Genomic DNA, 15,908 nt, shown 5'->3' on the forward strand with positions numbered 1-15,908 from the left:
TGCTAGCAACACCTACTGTTAGAGGCAGTGAGCTATCCGTGTTAGGTTATTTTAATGGACGGTTGCATGGTATTTTTAAGTGATTCTGCTACACTGTAGCCTATCAACTTTTGGTGAAAAAACGATAGGAAACACCATGTCTAGCGAATCACTTAAAACCCCAATCCCCACACCCACTGGGGAAAATATCACCCAAAAATCATTACTTATTTTTGACTTGGACGGTACGTTGATTGATAGCGTGCCAGATTTGGCGGACGCCGTCAATGCGATGCTAACCACGCTTGGCAAAGCCAACTTTAGCGAAGATGTCATCCGCAACTGGGTGGGCAATGGCGGCAAAGTGCTGGTGCAACGTGCCTTATCAGGCTCACAAACCATTGACCCCAATCTCACTGAAAACGATACCAATCAGGCGCTTGCTTTATTCTTTGACTACTACCATCAAAACACCTGTGTCAGAACCCAGCCCTATGTAGGGGTGAGCGAAGGGTTGCGTCAGCTTAAAGAGCAAGGCTATACCCTCGCTATCGCCACCAATAAACCCATTGATTTTGTTCCTGCGATTGTCGAAAAATTGGGTTGGCAAGCCCTTTTTGCTTATATTTTGGGTGGTGATAGCTTGCCTGCAAAAAAACCCGACCCAATGCCACTACTGCATGTCTGTGACCAATTAGGCTTTAGCATCGCTCAAAGCTATATGATTGGTGATTCCAAAAACGATATTTTGGCAGGGCAAAATGCGGGCATGGATACATTAGGATTGTCATACGGCTATAACTATGGGCAGGATATTCGTGACTATCACCCGACCCAAACCTTTGATGACTTTGCCACGCTGACTGAGTTTTTGAGTCATGCACGAGTTTAATTATCATCTCAACTTTGACACGCTGAATTTTCGCGAGCATCCAGGGTTGTATCGGGTGGGGCGCGGTGAGCAAGGGGTGTTATTGGTAGAGCCGTATAAATCCGAGATTTTGCCGCATTGGCGATTTGCTACGCCAGAACTTGCGCGCGAGAGTAGTGATACTATCTATGCGATGTTTTTGGACTACCTTGCTCAAGGGGATTTTGTCGGTGCTGATATGGCGCGTAAATTTATCCAAATGGGTTATACGCGCTCGCGTCGTTATGCCAATCACAAAGGGGGCAAAAAATATGACGGCGCTGTCCCTGACGCTAAAAAAGGACAAAGTGGCGCGCATGGGCGTGAGCAATTGCCGCAGCAATCACAGCAGCTTGAATCCGCACAAATCAAAGCCCAATCTGCACAAATTTTTAAGCAAAAATGGGATGAATGCCGCGCCAATGCGGACTACAAAGCGCTAAAGAAACAGTTTGAAGCCAAATACGTCAACGACACGCAATACGATAACCTGCCGCCCACGTTTTTTCGCGAGCATCCGTTTTTATAGCCTTGCTATATGATGAGTTAGCACGAAAATTAGGCATTCGTTAATTGACTACGATAACTTAATGCCTCAGTTAAATGCGCGGTTTGGATTGCTTCACTACCTGCCAAGTCCGCAATCGTGCGGGCGACGCGAAGGACGCGATGATAGCCGCGCGCGGACAGATTCAACCGACTTTGTGCCATTGCCAAAATACGACTTTCTGCATCGCCAAGCGGCGCAAATTGGTCAAGTTCACTGGGGGAGAGTTCATTATTGGCTTTGCCCTGTCTGGCTTGCTGACGCTGATAGGCTTGTATCACCCGCTCACGCACTACCGCAGAAGATTCACCCCTTTGTGCTGACTGCAAATCACTGGCAGGCAGGGCAGGCACGGTAATATGCAAATCAATACGGTCCAGCAAAGGTCCTGATAGTTTTTCTTGATAGCGTTTGATTTGCTCGGGTCGGCACTGGCAGCGACCTGATTTATCCCCATAGTAGCCACAGGGGCAGGGATTCATCGCTGCTACCAGCTGAAAATTGGCGGGAAAGCGTACTTGAGAGTTGGCACGGCTGATGACAATTTCTTTGTTCTCGATGGGCTGTCTGAGTACCTCAAGCACCTTGCGATCAAACTCTGGAATCTCATCCAAAAATAACACTCCCCGATTGGCGAGCGTGATTTCACCGGGTTTGGGCGATGAGCCGCCGCCCACGAGCGCCACTGCTGAAGTAGTATGATGGACTTGGCGAAAAGGGCGTGTGCCGTAGTCATAATCACTGTTGGCAATCGAATAGATGCTGGCAACTTCAAGCGCTTCATGGTCGTTGAGCGGTGGCAAAATGGTGGGTAGGCGAGATGCCATCAAGGTTTTGCCTGTCCCAGGTGAGCCACAAAATAGTAGCGAATGTCCGCCCGCTGCCGCAATCTCTAGCGCACGTCTGGCTTGGTGTTGTCCTTTGACATCGGCTAAATCTAGCTGATAATTGGCTGATTGGTAAGATGTTTTATGCTCGGCTTGGCTAAGTTGTTGCTCGTTCATCAAGTGTTGGCACACAGCTTTGAGGGTATCGGCTTGCAACACCTTCACGCCATCGACTTTGACCGCTTCATCGGCATTGTCTTTGGGAACAATCAAGGTGCGCTGCGCCGCCTTGAGTGCTCGTGATACTGCCAACGCACCAGCAATGCCTCGTAAATCGCCATTGAGTGCCAATTCGCCAATAAATTCGTACTGCGCAAGCACGGTTTCATCAATTTGACCACTCGCTGCCAAGATGCCTATGGCAATGGGCAAATCAAGCCGTGCGCCATCTTTGGGTAAATCCGCGGGGGCAAGGTTGATAGTTAATCTGCGATTGGGAAATTGAAAACCCGAGTTGATAATGGCAGAGCGCACCCTATCTTTACTCTCGCGTACCGCGGCTTCAGGCAAGCCCACTATGGTGACTGCAGGCAATCCTTGCGATAAATGTACTTCAACCATCACGCTTGGCGCGTTTAAACCTACCACCGAGCGCGTATATACTTGAGCAAACGACATTTTTAAAATCCTTTTTCAACCACTTGGCGGCTACCTTGACACAAGACAGGCCGTTTTTTTATGGCAGCAACTAGACAATTTTTGATAAAAAACGACTAAATCATAGCATAGTTCATCTATTTTCTCATCATCGGCTATCTAGGATGACTATGTTATAATCACAACCAATATTCCGAGAATTTTACGCTACACGCTATACGAGACTATTATGACAGACCAAACTCGCCCTTTATCTGACAGCGAACTGCCCACCTTTGATCGTCCTGTCGAAATCATCGAAAATCCGTATGCCAATGCCAATCGTAGCTACACGACCCAAAGCCATTTGTTTAACGAAGCTATCATCAATAAATACAACCGCTCAGGTCCCCGTTATACCTCGTACCCAACCGCGCTAGAATTTGCCCCCATTGCTGACGGTATGGAAGCCCGCGTTTTGGCAGAAAAAGACCCACGGGTGCCAGTGTCCTTGTATTTTCACATCCCATTTTGTCGCCACCTGTGCTATTACTGCGGCTGCAATAAAATCATCACCAAGAAAAACAGTGATTCGGGCGACTATTTAGCGTATCTTTTTGCCGAAATTCGGCATAAACGCAGCTTGATGCAAGGGGACCCTATCGTCGAACAAGTGCATTTTGGCGGCGGCACACCGACCTTTTTGACCGATGATGAGCTGGTCAAATTGTGGAACTTTTTGCAAACCCAATTTACTTTTAGCAATAAACCTACCGCAGATTATTCGATTGAAATTGACCCGCGAGAATTGCGCCCGACCACGCTTGAGATATTGCGTGGACTTGGATTTAATCGGGTGAGTTTTGGTGTGCAGGATTTGCAAGAAAAAGTACAAATTGCCGTCAATCGTGTGCAGTCAGAAGAAATGATTCAAGGCGTGATGACGGAAGCTCGCCGCCTTGGGTTTCATTCTATCAATATTGACTTGATTTATGGCTTACCGCACCAAACGCTGGATAGCATGCGCAATACGGTTGAGCGCATCATCACTATCTCGCCAGACCGTCTGTCTGTTTTTAACTATGCCCATTTGCCAGAGCGATTTAAAGGTCAGCGTCAGATTAATGAAGCGGATTTGCCAAGCCCTGCCGATAAACTGACCATGCTCGGTAATACCATCCATGCGCTGACTGACGCAGGCTATCAATATATCGGCATTGACCACTTTGCCAAGCCTGATGATGAGCTGGCGATTGCGCAACGTGAGGGCAAATTGCACCGCAATTTTCAAGGCTATACCACGCATGGCAATTGTGATTTACTGGGGTTTGGGGTGTCGTCGATTAGCCAAATCGGTCTGCATATTTTGCAAAATCCAACGGATTTGAATGATTACCAAAATCTCATCAATGCGGGAAAATTGCCTGCGGTGAAGGTGATTTCTGCGCGCTTGCCTGACTTGCTGCGCCGTTATGTGATTATGAATCTGCTATGCCATGATTATATTGATTTTAAAGATGTGAATGCGCGCTTTAGTATTGACCCGATGACCTATTTTATTGATGAAATCCGCCAACTGGGGGAGATGCAAGCGGATAAACTCGTTGATATGGATGCCAAAGGGATTCGGGTGCTACCAAAAGGGCGACTTTTGGGACGTAATGTGGCAATGGTTTTTGATACTTATTTGGCGAGTAAAGAAGGCAATCGTTTTAGTAAGGTGATTTAAAAGGATTTTAAAATGTTTTCAAAGTTAAAAATGGTTGGTTTAACGATGGTTTTTGGCTTGTATGGTTGTCAGCAAAATACGCTTATAGAAAAAGCTGAAATTCCGCCAGCTTCCACACCAAAACCTGTTGAAATAGGTAAAGAAATTCCCGATTCAAGAGTAGCGACTTTTGTACGCCCCAAACCAAAACCCAATGAAATTCCTACTTGTATGGCAGCAGCATTAAGTGGTCGTTTAAAAGTACAAGGTAGTTGTTTGGTAATAGCGAATGGAAACGATTATACCCAACCTATTTTTGAAAAGAGTTCCATAAATTGGGATGAAGCCAGTAAAACACTTACTTTTGAAGGTAAAAAGTATAAGGAAGGCGATGAAATTCGTGTTGGAGGCGGTGGTTTACCGACTGATGAAACTTACCCAAAAAAAATGAGTATGGGTATTCCTGACTGCCCAAACTCTCATTTATTTCTTGTTTGTTAATAATAGATTTAAGGAATAAAATTGCAAATCACTAATCCAAGCCCAACGATTGCCCAAGCCGTTCACCAATTGCAAATACTGCCGCCTGCAAGTCAGCAAACAGCATTGGATTTTATCAATTTTTTGGTCACTCAAAATTTAGGAAAATCCTCACAGCCTAGCGAAAAACCAAACGCCAATTTGGGAAAATGGTTGGCAAAGGCAGTTTTACCATCAAAGATGATTTTGAGATGACCGAAGAAGAATTTATCAATCTATGAAAAAGCTGTCAAAAAAACTAAAGCCCCATTTTATCGTTGATACGCATATTTTACTATGGCTTGTTTTTAGTCCGCCGGCAAATTCAGCACGTATCAGCCATTTGGCTTAACCCTTCTTTAATTTTTGGAATAAACATGCACCCCATCGACCCTGACTTACTCAAAAAATCTGCCTACTGGCGCGAAGACATCCAATTTACCCAAGAGGTACTCGGCAAGCCGTTTCACTTTACCAGCACTTGGGGTATTTTCTCGCCCGAAAAACTCGACGAGGGTAGCCTTATGCTGCTTGACTATATCGAGTTCAAAGCCGATGACCACTCAATCGACCTAGGCTGTGGCTATGGCGTACTGGGTATGACTGCCGCCCGTGAATGCCCAAACGGACAGCACCTGCTCATCGACAAAGACTTTGTGGCGGTGGAATATGCCAAACTTAACTGTCAAAAAAATCATTTAAATAATGCCCAAGTTCAGCTATCCAATGGCTTTCGTGATGTTGAAAAAGATAAAAAATTTAGCCTAGTGATGAGTAACTTACCTGCCAAAGCCAGTAAAGAACAGCATTATCTGTATTTGCTCGATGCGTATAATGCGATGGAAAGTGGCGCACGGTTTTACGTGGTAACCATCAACGGCTTGCGAGACTTTATGAAACGCTCATTTACCGAAGTGTTTGGTAACTCAGATAAAATCAAGCAAGGTAAAACTTATACCATCACCATGGCGGTCAAAGACTAACGCCCTTCAGCTAAATTCTCAGCGTTTGGGTTTTTGATTTACTGTAGGCTCGTAACCGGATGTATAGGGTCTTGGTGACGGTGGCGACCACCTCATTTTGGTCATCAACCACTTGTACCTCATAGTTGCGGAACACCGCTTTACCATCCTTTGCTAAGGATTTTATGGTATCGATTTCAGTGTCATCAAGGTGAAAATCGGCAAACACATCGCTTTTGCCCGCTTTAACAAAATCAATGCTCGCCGACTTATCCCATACCACGTACTTATTGCCCAACGCTTGCATCAACAAAATCATCAAAAATGGGTCGGTCATCGAATACAAACTGCCCCCAAACTGGGTGCCGACGATGTTTTGATTGAGTTTGTTTAAGGGTAAACGCACGCGAATATGATGGGTGGCGAAATCAAGGCTTTCAACACGGATACCCGCCCCAAAATATGGCGGATAAAAGTTAAAAAACTGCTTTAACAACTTGGGGTTATGAAACGGATTAAGGTAGTCTTTGGCTTGAGATTGAAAGGTTTGGCTTAGCTTAGATAACTTGGATAACCTAGATAGCTTGGATAAATTGGATAGCTTGGATAACATGGCAGACTCGTTTTTAACATGAAAAAAGCATTGCACAACACGCCATTGGCAAAGCAACAATGCTATTGTATGATGGATACAACTGATAGCAAAGCGTGACAAACTAATGGCAAAAGGTAAAGCAAAAAATAACGAAGATGCAGCATTCTGGGAGGCGATTTTGGCTGAAAAAGCGCCATCGCCACCGTGTGAATTGTGTGGACGTGATGAAGTTGAATTAACCCAACATCATCTGATTCCCAAATCCCGCCACGACAAAGCCCGTACCAAACGCGAATTTAGCCGTGACGAAATGAAAAACGACATCGCCATGCTGTGTCCTGCTTGTCATGCACAAGTGCATGAAGTGTTTAGCAACCAAGAATTATCCAGCTACTACCATACGGTTGAGCGGCTAAAAGAACATACCGAGATGCAAAAATTTATCAATTGGGTAAAAAAACGCCCGGCTGGACAAACTATTCGTGTCAAAAGTGGCAAAGATTTTTAGTGAATAGATTTTTAGCAGATAGTAGCTACTTGTAAAAGTCTTTTTACGATTACCATTATATGCAGCGAGGACATAAGCAAGGATATCGCATGATGACTTGTTAGGCGGGTAGAAGGGTTTTATATCTGGCCGTCCCTGTTAAAGTTTAATCTTACTTGCATTGAAAAGTGATTGAATTAACTTAATATAGTATAAAAATCGTGAAATAGTAAACAAGCAATGCCAAAAAACAAAACGCCCAGTATCGACTCAGCCACCATTGAAATTGCTGCAGCGACTGCCGACCGCAAAGCGCGATTGGATCACTTGATTAAGCGCCTGCCCAACTTGCCAGGCGTGTACAAAATGCTGGGCAAAAATGGCGACATCATCTATGTGGGCAAAGCCAAATCGCTCAAAAGCCGCGTCAACAGCTACTTTGCCAAAACCATCGACCACCCCAAAACGCGGGCGCTGGTGCAACGTATCGACAACATCGAAACCATCATAACCCGCTCTGAGACCGAAGCGCTGCTGCTTGAGCAAAACCTCATCAAGCTGCATCGACCGCCCTACAATGTGCTACTGCGTGATGATAAATCTTATCTATACGTGTTTATCTCAGCGGATAAACCTTATCCAAGACTTGCCTATGGGCGCGGTAAAGGGCAACACCAAAAAGGCAGATTTTTTGGACCTTTTCCTTCGGCGCATGCCGCCAAGCAAACCTTGTTAATGATGCAAAAAATTTTTATGGTGCGCCAATGTACCAATACATTTTTTGCCCAGCGTCAGCGCCCTTGCCTAGAGTACCAAATCAAACGCTGTAAAGCGCCGTGTGTCGGGCTGGTGTCGCCCGAAGAGTATGCCGATGACGTCAACAACACCATTCGATTTTTAAAAGGTGAAGGCACGGATTTGCAAGTCAAATTGGTGGGTAAAATGGAGCAGGCGGCTGAAGACATGAACTTTGAGCAAGCCGCCTTGTATCGCGACCAACTCTCGATGCTACGCGAAGTACAAGCCAAACAAGCGGTATATACGGTCAAAGGTGAAGCCGATATCATCGCCATCGCCAGTCAAGCGGGCATTACCTGTGTGCATGTCATGAATGTGCGTAATGGGCAGGTTTTGGGCGGCAACAATTATTTTCCTGATGTGGATAGTGAAAACGACATAGCGGATAACTTGTCTGAGTTTGTCAGCTCGTTTTATTTTCAAGTCAGTGATGATTTGCCCGAAGAGCTGATTATAAGCCATGAGTTGCCCGACCAAACCGCGATGACAGAAGCCTTAACTGAAACCTTTGGCAAAAAGGTGACGATAAAAACCAAAGTTCGTGAGCAGCGGAGCGAATGGCTCACCCTTGCCCAAATGAATGCCAACAACGCCCTGCAAACCAAATTGGGCGATTATTTGGAAGTTAAATCTCGCTTTAACGCGCTCAATGCGGTATTAAAAGAGGCGCTGCAAGGCAAATCGCTCGACCGTATCGAATGTTTTGATATCTCCCATACCATGGGTGAAGCCACCATCGCAAGCTGTGTGGTCGCTGACCAAGGCGGGCTACGCAAACGCGACTATCGCCAATATGCCATTCATGGCATCACGGGTGGTGATGACTATGCCGCCATGAAGCAAGTATTAAACCGCCGCTATAGCAAGCAGCCGCTGCCAGATTTACTGCTGATTGATGGCGGTAAGGGGCAGCTTAATATGGCAAAAGACGTACTGAGCGAGCTGGGGATTTTAACCCAAACCTTGCTCGTCGGGGTGGCAAAAGGCGAAGGTCGCAAGGCTGGGCTTGAAGTACTGCATTTTATTGACCGTGAGCCGCTCGATTTGCCGGCTGATAGCAAGGCACTGCATTTGATTATGCATATCCGTGATGAAGCGCACCGCTTCGCCATTACCGCACACCGCAAAAAACGCGATAAACGCCGCTCAAGCTCGGTGCTAGAAGCCATCCCTGGGTTGGGAGAAAAACGCCGCCGAGAGTTGCTCAATCATTTTGGCGGCTTGCAGCAGCTGCTTGGCGCATCACAAGATGAAATTGGGCAAGTAAATGGCATTGGTAAGGTAATGGCCAATACCATTTATAAAGTGTTGCATGGCTGATATTAAATTTTTAGCCGTTTTGGCTGAAATGGGTAGTTAACAATGATAATGACATGGCATTGTAACAATGGCAGAAATTTTTTTTAAATCAAGCGCAGCTTCGGATAGCGATACCTGCATGCACTGTGGCGCATGTTGCGCTAACTATCGGGTGTCTTTTTATTGGGCAGAAGGCGAGACACTCGGTATCCCCGAGGATATGACGGTCAAAGTCAATGATTTTTATACCTGTATGAAAGGTACCGAAACAAAGCCGGTCAGATGTATTGCATTAGCGGGCGAAGTTGGTAACTCGGTGGCTTGCCAAATCTATGATAAACGTTCAAGCACCTGCCAATCGGTACAAGTCGGTGACGAGCAATGTATCAAAGCCCGTCATCATTATGAGTTATCTAACGATATCTTTAGTCAAGTGCCTGTTTAATGGCTTTGTGATAAACGAACAGTCAGCTGTTTTTCCACTTCGGTTTTGAGCCATTGATTCAAATCCTCATTCATCAGCGTCATTGATTCGAGCAAATAGTTGTCGATATAGCCTTGCAGCTGTTTGACGATATCTTGTTTGATTTGTTCAATAGCGGGCGTGGTGGCGATAGATGGGTTGGCAATATCAACAAGTGGGTCAGTAACGCGCGTTTCATGGGTCATCACGGCAGCCGTTGGGTCATCAGCTAACGGCTCGGCAATGTTATCAGTGTTATCAGCGGTATCAGTATGATCAATGGCATAGACCATCTCACTGCGATGGCGCTCAATCGTGACATCGCTGGTTGCGGCATCCGTGGATTGAGCTTGTGCATCTAGCTGGTGATTTGCTTCCTCGATTGAGCCAGTTGATAGTTGCGTCGCTGGTTGTGCAGGATTGCTTTGTTTTGCCAGATGCGCTTGTTTGGCAATGGCGCGTTCTTGCTCGAGTGCCGCAATAGCTGCGTCATCTTGTGCTTGGCGTTCGCGTTGTAGACGTTCTTCTTGCGCTTGGCGTTCTTGCTCGTTTTCCTGTGTTAACTGTGCTTGTTCAAGGCGCTGTTGTTCAAGATGTTCTGCTTCACGCCTTTCTTGTTTTAAGCGCTCAGCTTCAAGTCGTTGTTGCTCAAGGCGCTCTTTTTCCAAACGCTCGGTTTCTAGGCGTTCAATTTCTAACCGTTCTTGTTCTAGCCTGTGTTGTTCTTCAAGCTCGCGCTCACGTGCTTGCGCTTGTAATTTTTCTTGGTTATCACGCTCGATAGCCAGTAATTCCTCGACTTTATCATGCAAATTATGCACGCTAAATTGATACTCATCAAGGTCGGTATCCGGGTAAAGCAAGGTAACGATATCATCGAGTTCTTGAATAATCGCGTGTTTGACAGGGGTAGGGGTGGCAAGCCAGCGCTTTGAAAATTGGTGGGAGAAGGCAAATCCTGACATGAATGGTGTCCAGCGTTAAGGATGAAATAGGATAGTTTCATTTAACGAAAAAACGGCTACAATTTCAATAGCCGTTTTCAAAATTCACACCGTTAAAGGGTCAATGTTGTCATCACAGTGATTGCTATTTATCGTGACTGCCATTTGGCAAACAACAGCGAGCCGTTAGTACCCCCAAATCCAAAGCTGTTAGAAATCGCATGGGTTAAGTGGTCGACTTTTCGGGCTGTATGCGGTACATAGTCAAGCTTGCACTCAGGGTCTTGATGATCCAAATTGATGGTCGGTGGCAATATTTGTTGTTGCAGCGCCTTAACGGTGAAAATCGCTTCGATACCCCCTGCAGCACCCAGTAGATGACCGGTCATTGATTTGGTGGAACTTGCCACCATATTCTCACCAAAGATACCCGCAATCGCACGGCTTTCTGCCACATCACCCGCTGGGGTACTGGTGCCATGGGTATTGATGTAGCCAACGTCACTGGGGGCAATGCCAGCATCACTCAAGGCGTGACGCATCGCCATAGCGGCACCTTCGCCATTTTCCGGTGGCGCAGTGATATGACTGGCATCATCACTCATGCCAAAGCCGACAAACTCTGCCAGAATCGTCGCACCGCGCGCTTTGGCGTGGGCAAGGCTTTCCATCACTAGCACGCCTGCACCATCACCCAGCACAAAACCATCACGGTCTTTGTCAAATGGACGACTGGCTTTGGTGGGTGCATCGTTGCGCGTTGATAACGCTTGCATTGCTGAGAAGCCACCGATACCGAGTTGGCTTGAGGCTTTTTCACAGCCGCCCGCCACAATCACATCGGCATCGCCATACGCAATCAACCGTGCCGCCAAGCCAATCGCATGAGTCGCTGTGGTACAAGCGGTAGAAGTGGCAAGATTTAACCCTTTAATCCCATGACGAATCGCCACTTGCCCAGCTGCCATATTCACAATGGCTGAGGGCACAAAGAACGGCGAGATTTTACGCGGACCTTCGCTATTAAGTTTTACCGCTGTATCTTCAATGGTGGTGATACCGCCAATCCCTGAGCCGATAATCACCCCGATACGGTCGGGGTCAACCTGCTGTACAGGCGCGGCTTGCAACTCACTAATAAAGCCTGCTTGCTTCAAGGCTTGCGCTGCTGCGGCAACGCCATATTGCACAAAGGTGTCATACCGACGCGCGTCTTTGGCGTTCATATACAAGCTGATATCAAAACCATCCACTGTGCCGGCGATTTGTGCGCGGTAGTCAGTGGCGTCAAAATGGCTAATCGCTTTGATGCCGCTTTCGCCATTAATGAGCCGTTGCCAAGTGCTCTCTACATCGAGTCCTAGCGGGGTAATGGCTCCCATGCCTGTGATGACAATACGCTCATGGTCGGGGCGTTCGTCGTAGCGGGGCTTTTTTGGGCTAATTTTTGTGGTCATTTTATGCTCGAATTTTTGAATAATATTTTTTGAATAACATTTTATGAAAGTTTAGCAAAAATAGTGTACGAGTGTAAACACAATAACTTTAACGTCTTTAGGTTGATTGTATATAATATCTGATAAATTAAACAATGTTTTTAAGGGTTATAAATGCCACAATTTAGCGATTTTATGGTGTATGTGGACGAAAGTGGCGACCATAGCTTAACGTCTATTGATAAGAGTTATCCAATTTTCGCTCTCGCTTTCTGTGTGTTTTATAAATCGCATTACTTAAATAAAGTTGTACCCAAAGTCCAACGTTTAAAGTTTGATACTTTTGGACATGATTTCGTGGTTTTACATGAGCATGAAATTCGAAAAGAAAAAGGCGATTTCAATATTTTTAAATCAGCTGAAGAAAAGCGTCAATTTTTAGAAAAGTTGAATCAAATCATGAGTGAAAGTAACTTTATTTTAATCGCTCATGTAATTGAAAAGCATAAAATTAAAGCTGAGCAAATCAAAGAATTACACGCTTATCACTATTCCCTAAAGCATTGTATCGAAACACTTTATGAATTGATGATTGAAAAATCTCAACAGGATAAAATCACGTTTGTGGCAGTAGAGAGTCGTGGTGCAAAAGAAGATAACGAATTAGAGTTGGAATTTTTGCGAATTTGCAATGGTGAAAATCGTTTTAAAATCCCTTTGCCTTTCAAGGTCAAAGTCGTTTCAAAAATGACTAACTCTGTGGGTTTACAATTGGTGGATTTGGTAGCTCGCCCGATTGGTCGTTATGTGTATCAACCAGATCAAGCTAATCGTGCATTTGAAATTTTGAAAGCAAAATTTTATTGTAAAGGTGGGCGAAACCAAGTTGGCAGAGAATTTGACCAAGTGGGGTTAAAGCATTTTCCATAAGTAGAGAGATAGTAAACTAAAAACCCATACTCCTAAAAAGCGAAAAGTCCCGATGAATCCACCGAGACTATAACGCCGACTGGGCACCCCCAATCCATTTATAGCTAAAACTATAACATAATTATCGCTTTAAAACAATTGATTTAACTTTCAAATTAAAACCAATTGTTCTAGAAACACACCTGCCCAAGCACCACTTTTTTACTTGCCCCGGTGACACTCGGCAAGTTACTCGGTACGTTCAAAATCGTCTGCTGAGCCAGCCATGCAAACGCTACGGCTTCGACCCACAACGGCGACAATCCAATTTTGTCGGTAGTTTGTATGGTCCAAGTGGCTAAATTATCTTGTAAACGGCTCATTAAATAGGTATTTAATGCCCCACCACCACAGACAAACAACTCGCCTTGCGCACCATCAGTGACGGACACAATGGCATCGCTGACGGATTTAGCGGTAAGCTCCACCAACGTCGCTTGCACATCGGCAGGTGAATACGCCAAACTGGGGAATTGCTGACCCAATTGTTCTAGCATAGCGTCAAGCCAAGCCAAATTAAACTCCTCTCGCCCAGTGCTTTTTGGGAACGGCTTGGCGAAAAATGGGTGGGTCAAAAGCAAACTTAATAATGGCTCAAGCACTTGCCCCGATTTTCCCCAGTCGCCATTGTGATCATAAGCTTGTTGGGTATGGCGCTGGCACCAAGCATCAATGAGCAAATTTGCCACCCCTGTATCAAATCCAATTACATCATCACTGCCATCAAGTACCGTGATATTGGCGATACCGCCTAAATTTAAAATCACTTTTGGCACAACTTTATCGGCATGATAAGGCGGTGTAGCAAACATGGCTTGGTGAAACGCAGGCACGAGTGGTGCGCCTTGCCCACCCACTGCCATATCACGGCGCCGAAAATCGCTCACCACCGCAATAGCAGTGCGCTCAGCCAGTACATTCGGGTCAAGCAGTTGCAAGCTAAATGACCACTGTGGGCGATGGCGCACAGTTTGCCCATGACAACCAATCGCGGTTACTTCATCAGGGGTGACCTGCGCTTTCTCGAGCAATTGATTGACCAAATTTGCGGCAAATTCAGCATAAAACACGCTCGCCCAACCAAATACATCCAGTTCGCTCTGGAACGCCAAATTACCATCAGCGATGAGTTGTGCCACCCCGTTTGGTTGGGTGAGCGCTAACAACACGGCGCGTAAATCATCGGGAAACGGCTCGCTTACCGTCGCCAAAATCTCGACAGGCTCATCATTGTCTTCATCAATCTCATAAAACTGGCACAGCACCGCATCGAGTCCGTCAAGGCTGGTGCCACCCATCATGCCAATCACATACGGCGAGTCGGCAAGCGGGTTTTCTTTGGTGCGCATCATATCATCCATGAGGTCGGTAAAATGGCTAAAAAATCCTTCATCAAAAGGCAGGTTTGCAGGTAGTCCAGTCGGCAACGTTTGGCTCATAATTATTCTCGTTAGGGCTGTCAAAGTAGAAAGTGCCTTGATTATAGCATACTAAAAGCCTGCCTTATTTTATCTGCAAATTTGCTATAATGGCTAAACTTCACTTTTTTTCAGCCGTTTTAACCCGCGCTTTTTTCGAGGTAAGCATGACCGAGTCTACTCATAGATTTTTAGCACCAGAAGAACAACTCAAACTCATCCAACGTGGTACGCACGAAATTATTTCGCAAGACGATTTAATTAAAAAACTCAAGGAAAACCGCCCACTGCGAGTCAAAGCAGGGTTTGACCCGACCGCACCCGATTTGCACTTGGGTCATACGGTTTTAATCAATAAGCTCAAGCATTTTCAAGATTTGGGACACCAAGTGTTGTTTTTGATTGGGGATTATACCGCGCGCATTGGCGACCCAACGGGTAAAAATACCACTCGTCCGCCATTGTCTGAAGAAAAAATCTTGGAGAATGCCCAAACTTATAAAGAGCAAGTATTTAAAATCCTTGACCCCGCCAAAACCCAAGTGATGTTTAACTCCGATTGGTTTAGCAAAATGTCGGCAGGCGACATGATTGGTTTGGCAAGCCAGCAAACCGTGTCCCGTATGCTCGAGCGCGATGACTTCTCAAAACGCTATCACAGTCAAACGCCGATTTCGATTCATGAGTTTTTGTACCCACTGGTGCAAGGTTATGACTCAGTCGCCATGCAAGCTGATGTTGAGCTAGGTGGTACTGACCAAACCTTTAACCTACTCATGGGTCGTACCCTGCAATCTCGCTACGGTCAAGTACCACAAGTCTGTATCACCGTGCCGATTTTGGAAGGTTTAGACGGCGTACAAAAGATGAGTAAATCGCTTGGCAATTACATCGGCATTTATGACAGCGCAGGCTCAATGTACCAAAAAATCTTGTCCATGCCAGACACTTTGATTGCGCGTTATTTTGAGTTACTTAGCTTCAAACCCATGGATGAAGTCGAAGCCTTGCTAAAAGACATCGAAAACGGGCGCAATCCGCAAGAAGTCAAACGTATTTTGGCACTAGAGCTGATTGAGCGTTTCCATGACAAAGAAGCCGCCGAAAATGCTCACAAATCAGCGGGCAATCGCTTGGTAGAAGGTGAATTGCCAGTGGATTTGCCAGAGGTGACGATTAGCCTTGATGGTCAAGCGCAGTTGTTTATCACGCAAGTGTTAAACCAAGCCAATTTGGTGAAAAACTCGGCGCAAGCCAAAGACTTTTTGAAAAACCAATCGGTGAAAGTGGATGGGCAGGTCGTGGATGCAGGATTTGCCCTCACGGCAGGACAAACGGTGGTGATTCAAGCAGGCAAAAAAGCGTATGCCAAAGTGACGATTTCCTAAAGTCTATTGCTTAACCAATGGTT

General features: G+C 45.7%; 16 protein-coding genes. 11 read left to right on the forward strand and 5 right to left on the reverse strand.

Annotation, left to right across the window (positions count from 1 at the left end; genetic code table 11):
- Positions 1-136: 136 nt before the first annotated feature.
- On the forward strand, positions 137-871 hold the full coding sequence (locus RNZ41_RS00140; protein WP_314027282.1) for a phosphoglycolate phosphatase: 735 nt from the start codon (positions 137-139) through the stop codon (positions 869-871).
- Positions 858-1,418 carry a DUF4385 domain-containing protein gene (locus RNZ41_RS00145; protein WP_051500238.1) on the forward strand — a complete coding sequence of 187 codons (561 nt, stop codon included), beginning with the start codon at positions 858-860 and terminating at the stop codon, positions 1,416-1,418. The genes RNZ41_RS00140 and RNZ41_RS00145 overlap by 14 nt, the downstream gene beginning before the upstream one ends.
- Before the next feature lie 29 nt (positions 1,419-1,447).
- Here RNZ41_RS00145 and RNZ41_RS00150 read toward each other — a convergent pair whose 3' ends face one another.
- A complete protein-coding gene (locus RNZ41_RS00150) occupies positions 1,448-2,941 on the reverse strand; it encodes a YifB family Mg chelatase-like AAA ATPase (RefSeq protein ID WP_314027283.1) in 1,494 nt (497 codons plus the stop codon).
- Positions 2,942-3,149: 208 nt separating this feature from the next.
- Between RNZ41_RS00150 and hemN the strand changes: the two genes are divergently transcribed.
- The 4 genes from hemN (at position 3,150) to RNZ41_RS00170 (ending at position 6,109) form a co-directional block, all read left to right on the forward strand.
- Positions 3,150-4,628, forward strand: coding sequence for an oxygen-independent coproporphyrinogen III oxidase (gene hemN, locus RNZ41_RS00155; RefSeq protein WP_314027284.1), 1,479 nt, complete (start codon positions 3,150-3,152; stop codon positions 4,626-4,628).
- Between the two features lie 12 nt (positions 4,629-4,640).
- Positions 4,641-5,108, forward strand: coding sequence for a hypothetical protein (locus tag RNZ41_RS00160; RefSeq protein WP_314027285.1), 468 nt, complete (start codon positions 4,641-4,643; stop codon positions 5,106-5,108).
- A 21-nt stretch (positions 5,109-5,129) separates the two neighbouring features.
- Positions 5,130-5,342, forward strand: a complete 213-nt coding sequence (locus RNZ41_RS00165; RefSeq protein ID WP_128681029.1) for a hypothetical protein — start codon at positions 5,130-5,132, stop codon at positions 5,340-5,342.
- A gap of 161 nt (positions 5,343-5,503) precedes the next feature.
- Positions 5,504-6,109, forward strand: coding sequence for a class I SAM-dependent methyltransferase (locus RNZ41_RS00170; RefSeq protein ID WP_314027286.1), 606 nt, complete (start codon positions 5,504-5,506; stop codon positions 6,107-6,109).
- A gap of 10 nt (positions 6,110-6,119) precedes the next feature.
- Here the strand turns inward: RNZ41_RS00170 and RNZ41_RS00175 are convergent, their stop codons facing one another.
- Positions 6,120-6,701 carry a DUF4442 domain-containing protein gene (locus RNZ41_RS00175; protein WP_314027287.1) on the reverse strand — a complete coding sequence of 194 codons (582 nt, stop codon included), beginning with the start codon at positions 6,699-6,701 and terminating at the stop codon, positions 6,120-6,122.
- A gap of 106 nt (positions 6,702-6,807) precedes the next feature.
- Between RNZ41_RS00175 and RNZ41_RS00180 the strand changes: the two genes are divergently transcribed.
- From RNZ41_RS00180 to RNZ41_RS00190, 3 genes are all read left to right on the forward strand, one after another.
- Positions 6,808-7,191 carry an HNH endonuclease gene (locus RNZ41_RS00180; protein WP_051500239.1) on the forward strand — a complete coding sequence of 128 codons (384 nt, stop codon included), beginning with the start codon at positions 6,808-6,810 and terminating at the stop codon, positions 7,189-7,191.
- Positions 7,192-7,410: 219 nt separating this feature from the next.
- Positions 7,411-9,288: an excinuclease ABC subunit UvrC gene (gene uvrC, locus RNZ41_RS00185; protein ID WP_314027288.1), complete on the forward strand. Its 1,878-nt coding sequence runs from the start codon at positions 7,411-7,413 to the stop codon at positions 9,286-9,288.
- A 67-nt stretch (positions 9,289-9,355) separates the two neighbouring features.
- Entirely contained in the window at positions 9,356-9,712 is a 357-nt protein-coding gene (locus RNZ41_RS00190) for a YkgJ family cysteine cluster protein (protein WP_314027289.1), read from the forward strand.
- On the opposite strand, the gene RNZ41_RS00195 is transcribed toward RNZ41_RS00190, so the two are convergent.
- Both RNZ41_RS00195 and fabF read right to left on the reverse strand, forming a co-directional pair.
- Complete coding sequence (locus RNZ41_RS00195; protein ID WP_314027290.1) at positions 9,709-10,695, reverse strand: hypothetical protein; 987 nt, start codon at positions 10,693-10,695, stop codon at positions 9,709-9,711. The two genes, RNZ41_RS00190 and RNZ41_RS00195, sit on opposite strands and share 4 nt — an antisense overlap.
- 128 nt (positions 10,696-10,823) lie before the next feature.
- Entirely contained in the window at positions 10,824-12,131 is a 1,308-nt protein-coding gene (gene fabF / locus RNZ41_RS00200) for a beta-ketoacyl-ACP synthase II (RefSeq protein ID WP_314027291.1), read from the reverse strand.
- Positions 12,132-12,284: 153 nt separating this feature from the next.
- Between fabF and RNZ41_RS00205 the strand changes: the two genes are divergently transcribed.
- Positions 12,285-13,040, forward strand: coding sequence for a DUF3800 domain-containing protein (locus RNZ41_RS00205; RefSeq protein WP_050325299.1), 756 nt, complete (start codon positions 12,285-12,287; stop codon positions 13,038-13,040).
- Positions 13,041-13,210: 170 nt separating this feature from the next.
- On the opposite strand, the gene RNZ41_RS00210 is transcribed toward RNZ41_RS00205, so the two are convergent.
- Positions 13,211-14,440 carry an anhydro-N-acetylmuramic acid kinase gene (locus tag RNZ41_RS00210; protein WP_314027796.1) on the reverse strand — a complete coding sequence of 410 codons (1,230 nt, stop codon included), beginning with the start codon at positions 14,438-14,440 and terminating at the stop codon, positions 13,211-13,213.
- Positions 14,441-14,664: 224 nt separating this feature from the next.
- On the opposite strand from RNZ41_RS00210, the gene tyrS reads away from it, so the two are divergent.
- Entirely contained in the window at positions 14,665-15,885 is a 1,221-nt protein-coding gene (tyrS, locus tag RNZ41_RS00215) for a tyrosine--tRNA ligase (protein ID WP_314027292.1), read from the forward strand.
- The last annotated feature ends 23 nt before the right edge of the window (positions 15,886-15,908 follow it).

The sequence above is a fragment of the Moraxella sp. DOX410 genome (genome assembly GCF_032248735.1).
GTDB lineage: Bacteria > Pseudomonadota > Gammaproteobacteria > Pseudomonadales > Moraxellaceae > Faucicola > Faucicola tetraodonis.

What these genes read in the sequence shown, in the direction of transcription:
- RNZ41_RS00140 (WP_314027282.1), top strand. Translation starts at nt 137, where the DNA reads ATGTCTAGCGAATCACTTAAAACCCCAATCCCCACACCCACTGGGGAA.
- RNZ41_RS00145 (WP_051500238.1), top strand. Translation starts at nt 858, where the DNA reads ATGCACGAGTTTAATTATCATCTCAACTTTGACACGCTGAATTTTCGC.
- RNZ41_RS00150 (WP_314027283.1), bottom strand. Translation starts at nt 2,941, where the DNA reads ATGTCGTTTGCTCAAGTATATACGCGCTCGGTGGTAGGTTTAAACGCG.
- hemN (WP_314027284.1), top strand. Translation starts at nt 3,150, where the DNA reads ATGACAGACCAAACTCGCCCTTTATCTGACAGCGAACTGCCCACCTTT.
- RNZ41_RS00160 (WP_314027285.1), top strand. Translation starts at nt 4,641, where the DNA reads ATGTTTTCAAAGTTAAAAATGGTTGGTTTAACGATGGTTTTTGGCTTG.
- RNZ41_RS00170 (WP_314027286.1), top strand. Translation starts at nt 5,504, where the DNA reads ATGCACCCCATCGACCCTGACTTACTCAAAAAATCTGCCTACTGGCGC.
- RNZ41_RS00175 (WP_314027287.1), bottom strand. Translation starts at nt 6,701, where the DNA reads ATGTTATCCAAGCTATCCAATTTATCCAAGCTATCTAGGTTATCCAAG.
- RNZ41_RS00180 (WP_051500239.1), top strand. Translation starts at nt 6,808, where the DNA reads ATGGCAAAAGGTAAAGCAAAAAATAACGAAGATGCAGCATTCTGGGAG.
- uvrC (WP_314027288.1), top strand. Translation starts at nt 7,411, where the DNA reads ATGCCAAAAAACAAAACGCCCAGTATCGACTCAGCCACCATTGAAATT.
- RNZ41_RS00190 (WP_314027289.1), top strand. Translation starts at nt 9,356, where the DNA reads ATGGCAGAAATTTTTTTTAAATCAAGCGCAGCTTCGGATAGCGATACC.
- RNZ41_RS00195 (WP_314027290.1), bottom strand. Translation starts at nt 10,695, where the DNA reads ATGTCAGGATTTGCCTTCTCCCACCAATTTTCAAAGCGCTGGCTTGCC.
- fabF (WP_314027291.1), bottom strand. Translation starts at nt 12,131, where the DNA reads ATGACCACAAAAATTAGCCCAAAAAAGCCCCGCTACGACGAACGCCCC.
- RNZ41_RS00205 (WP_050325299.1), top strand. Translation starts at nt 12,285, where the DNA reads ATGCCACAATTTAGCGATTTTATGGTGTATGTGGACGAAAGTGGCGAC.
- RNZ41_RS00210 (WP_314027796.1), bottom strand. Translation starts at nt 14,440, where the DNA reads ATGGATGATATGATGCGCACCAAAGAAAACCCGCTTGCCGACTCGCCG.
- tyrS (WP_314027292.1), top strand. Translation starts at nt 14,665, where the DNA reads ATGACCGAGTCTACTCATAGATTTTTAGCACCAGAAGAACAACTCAAA.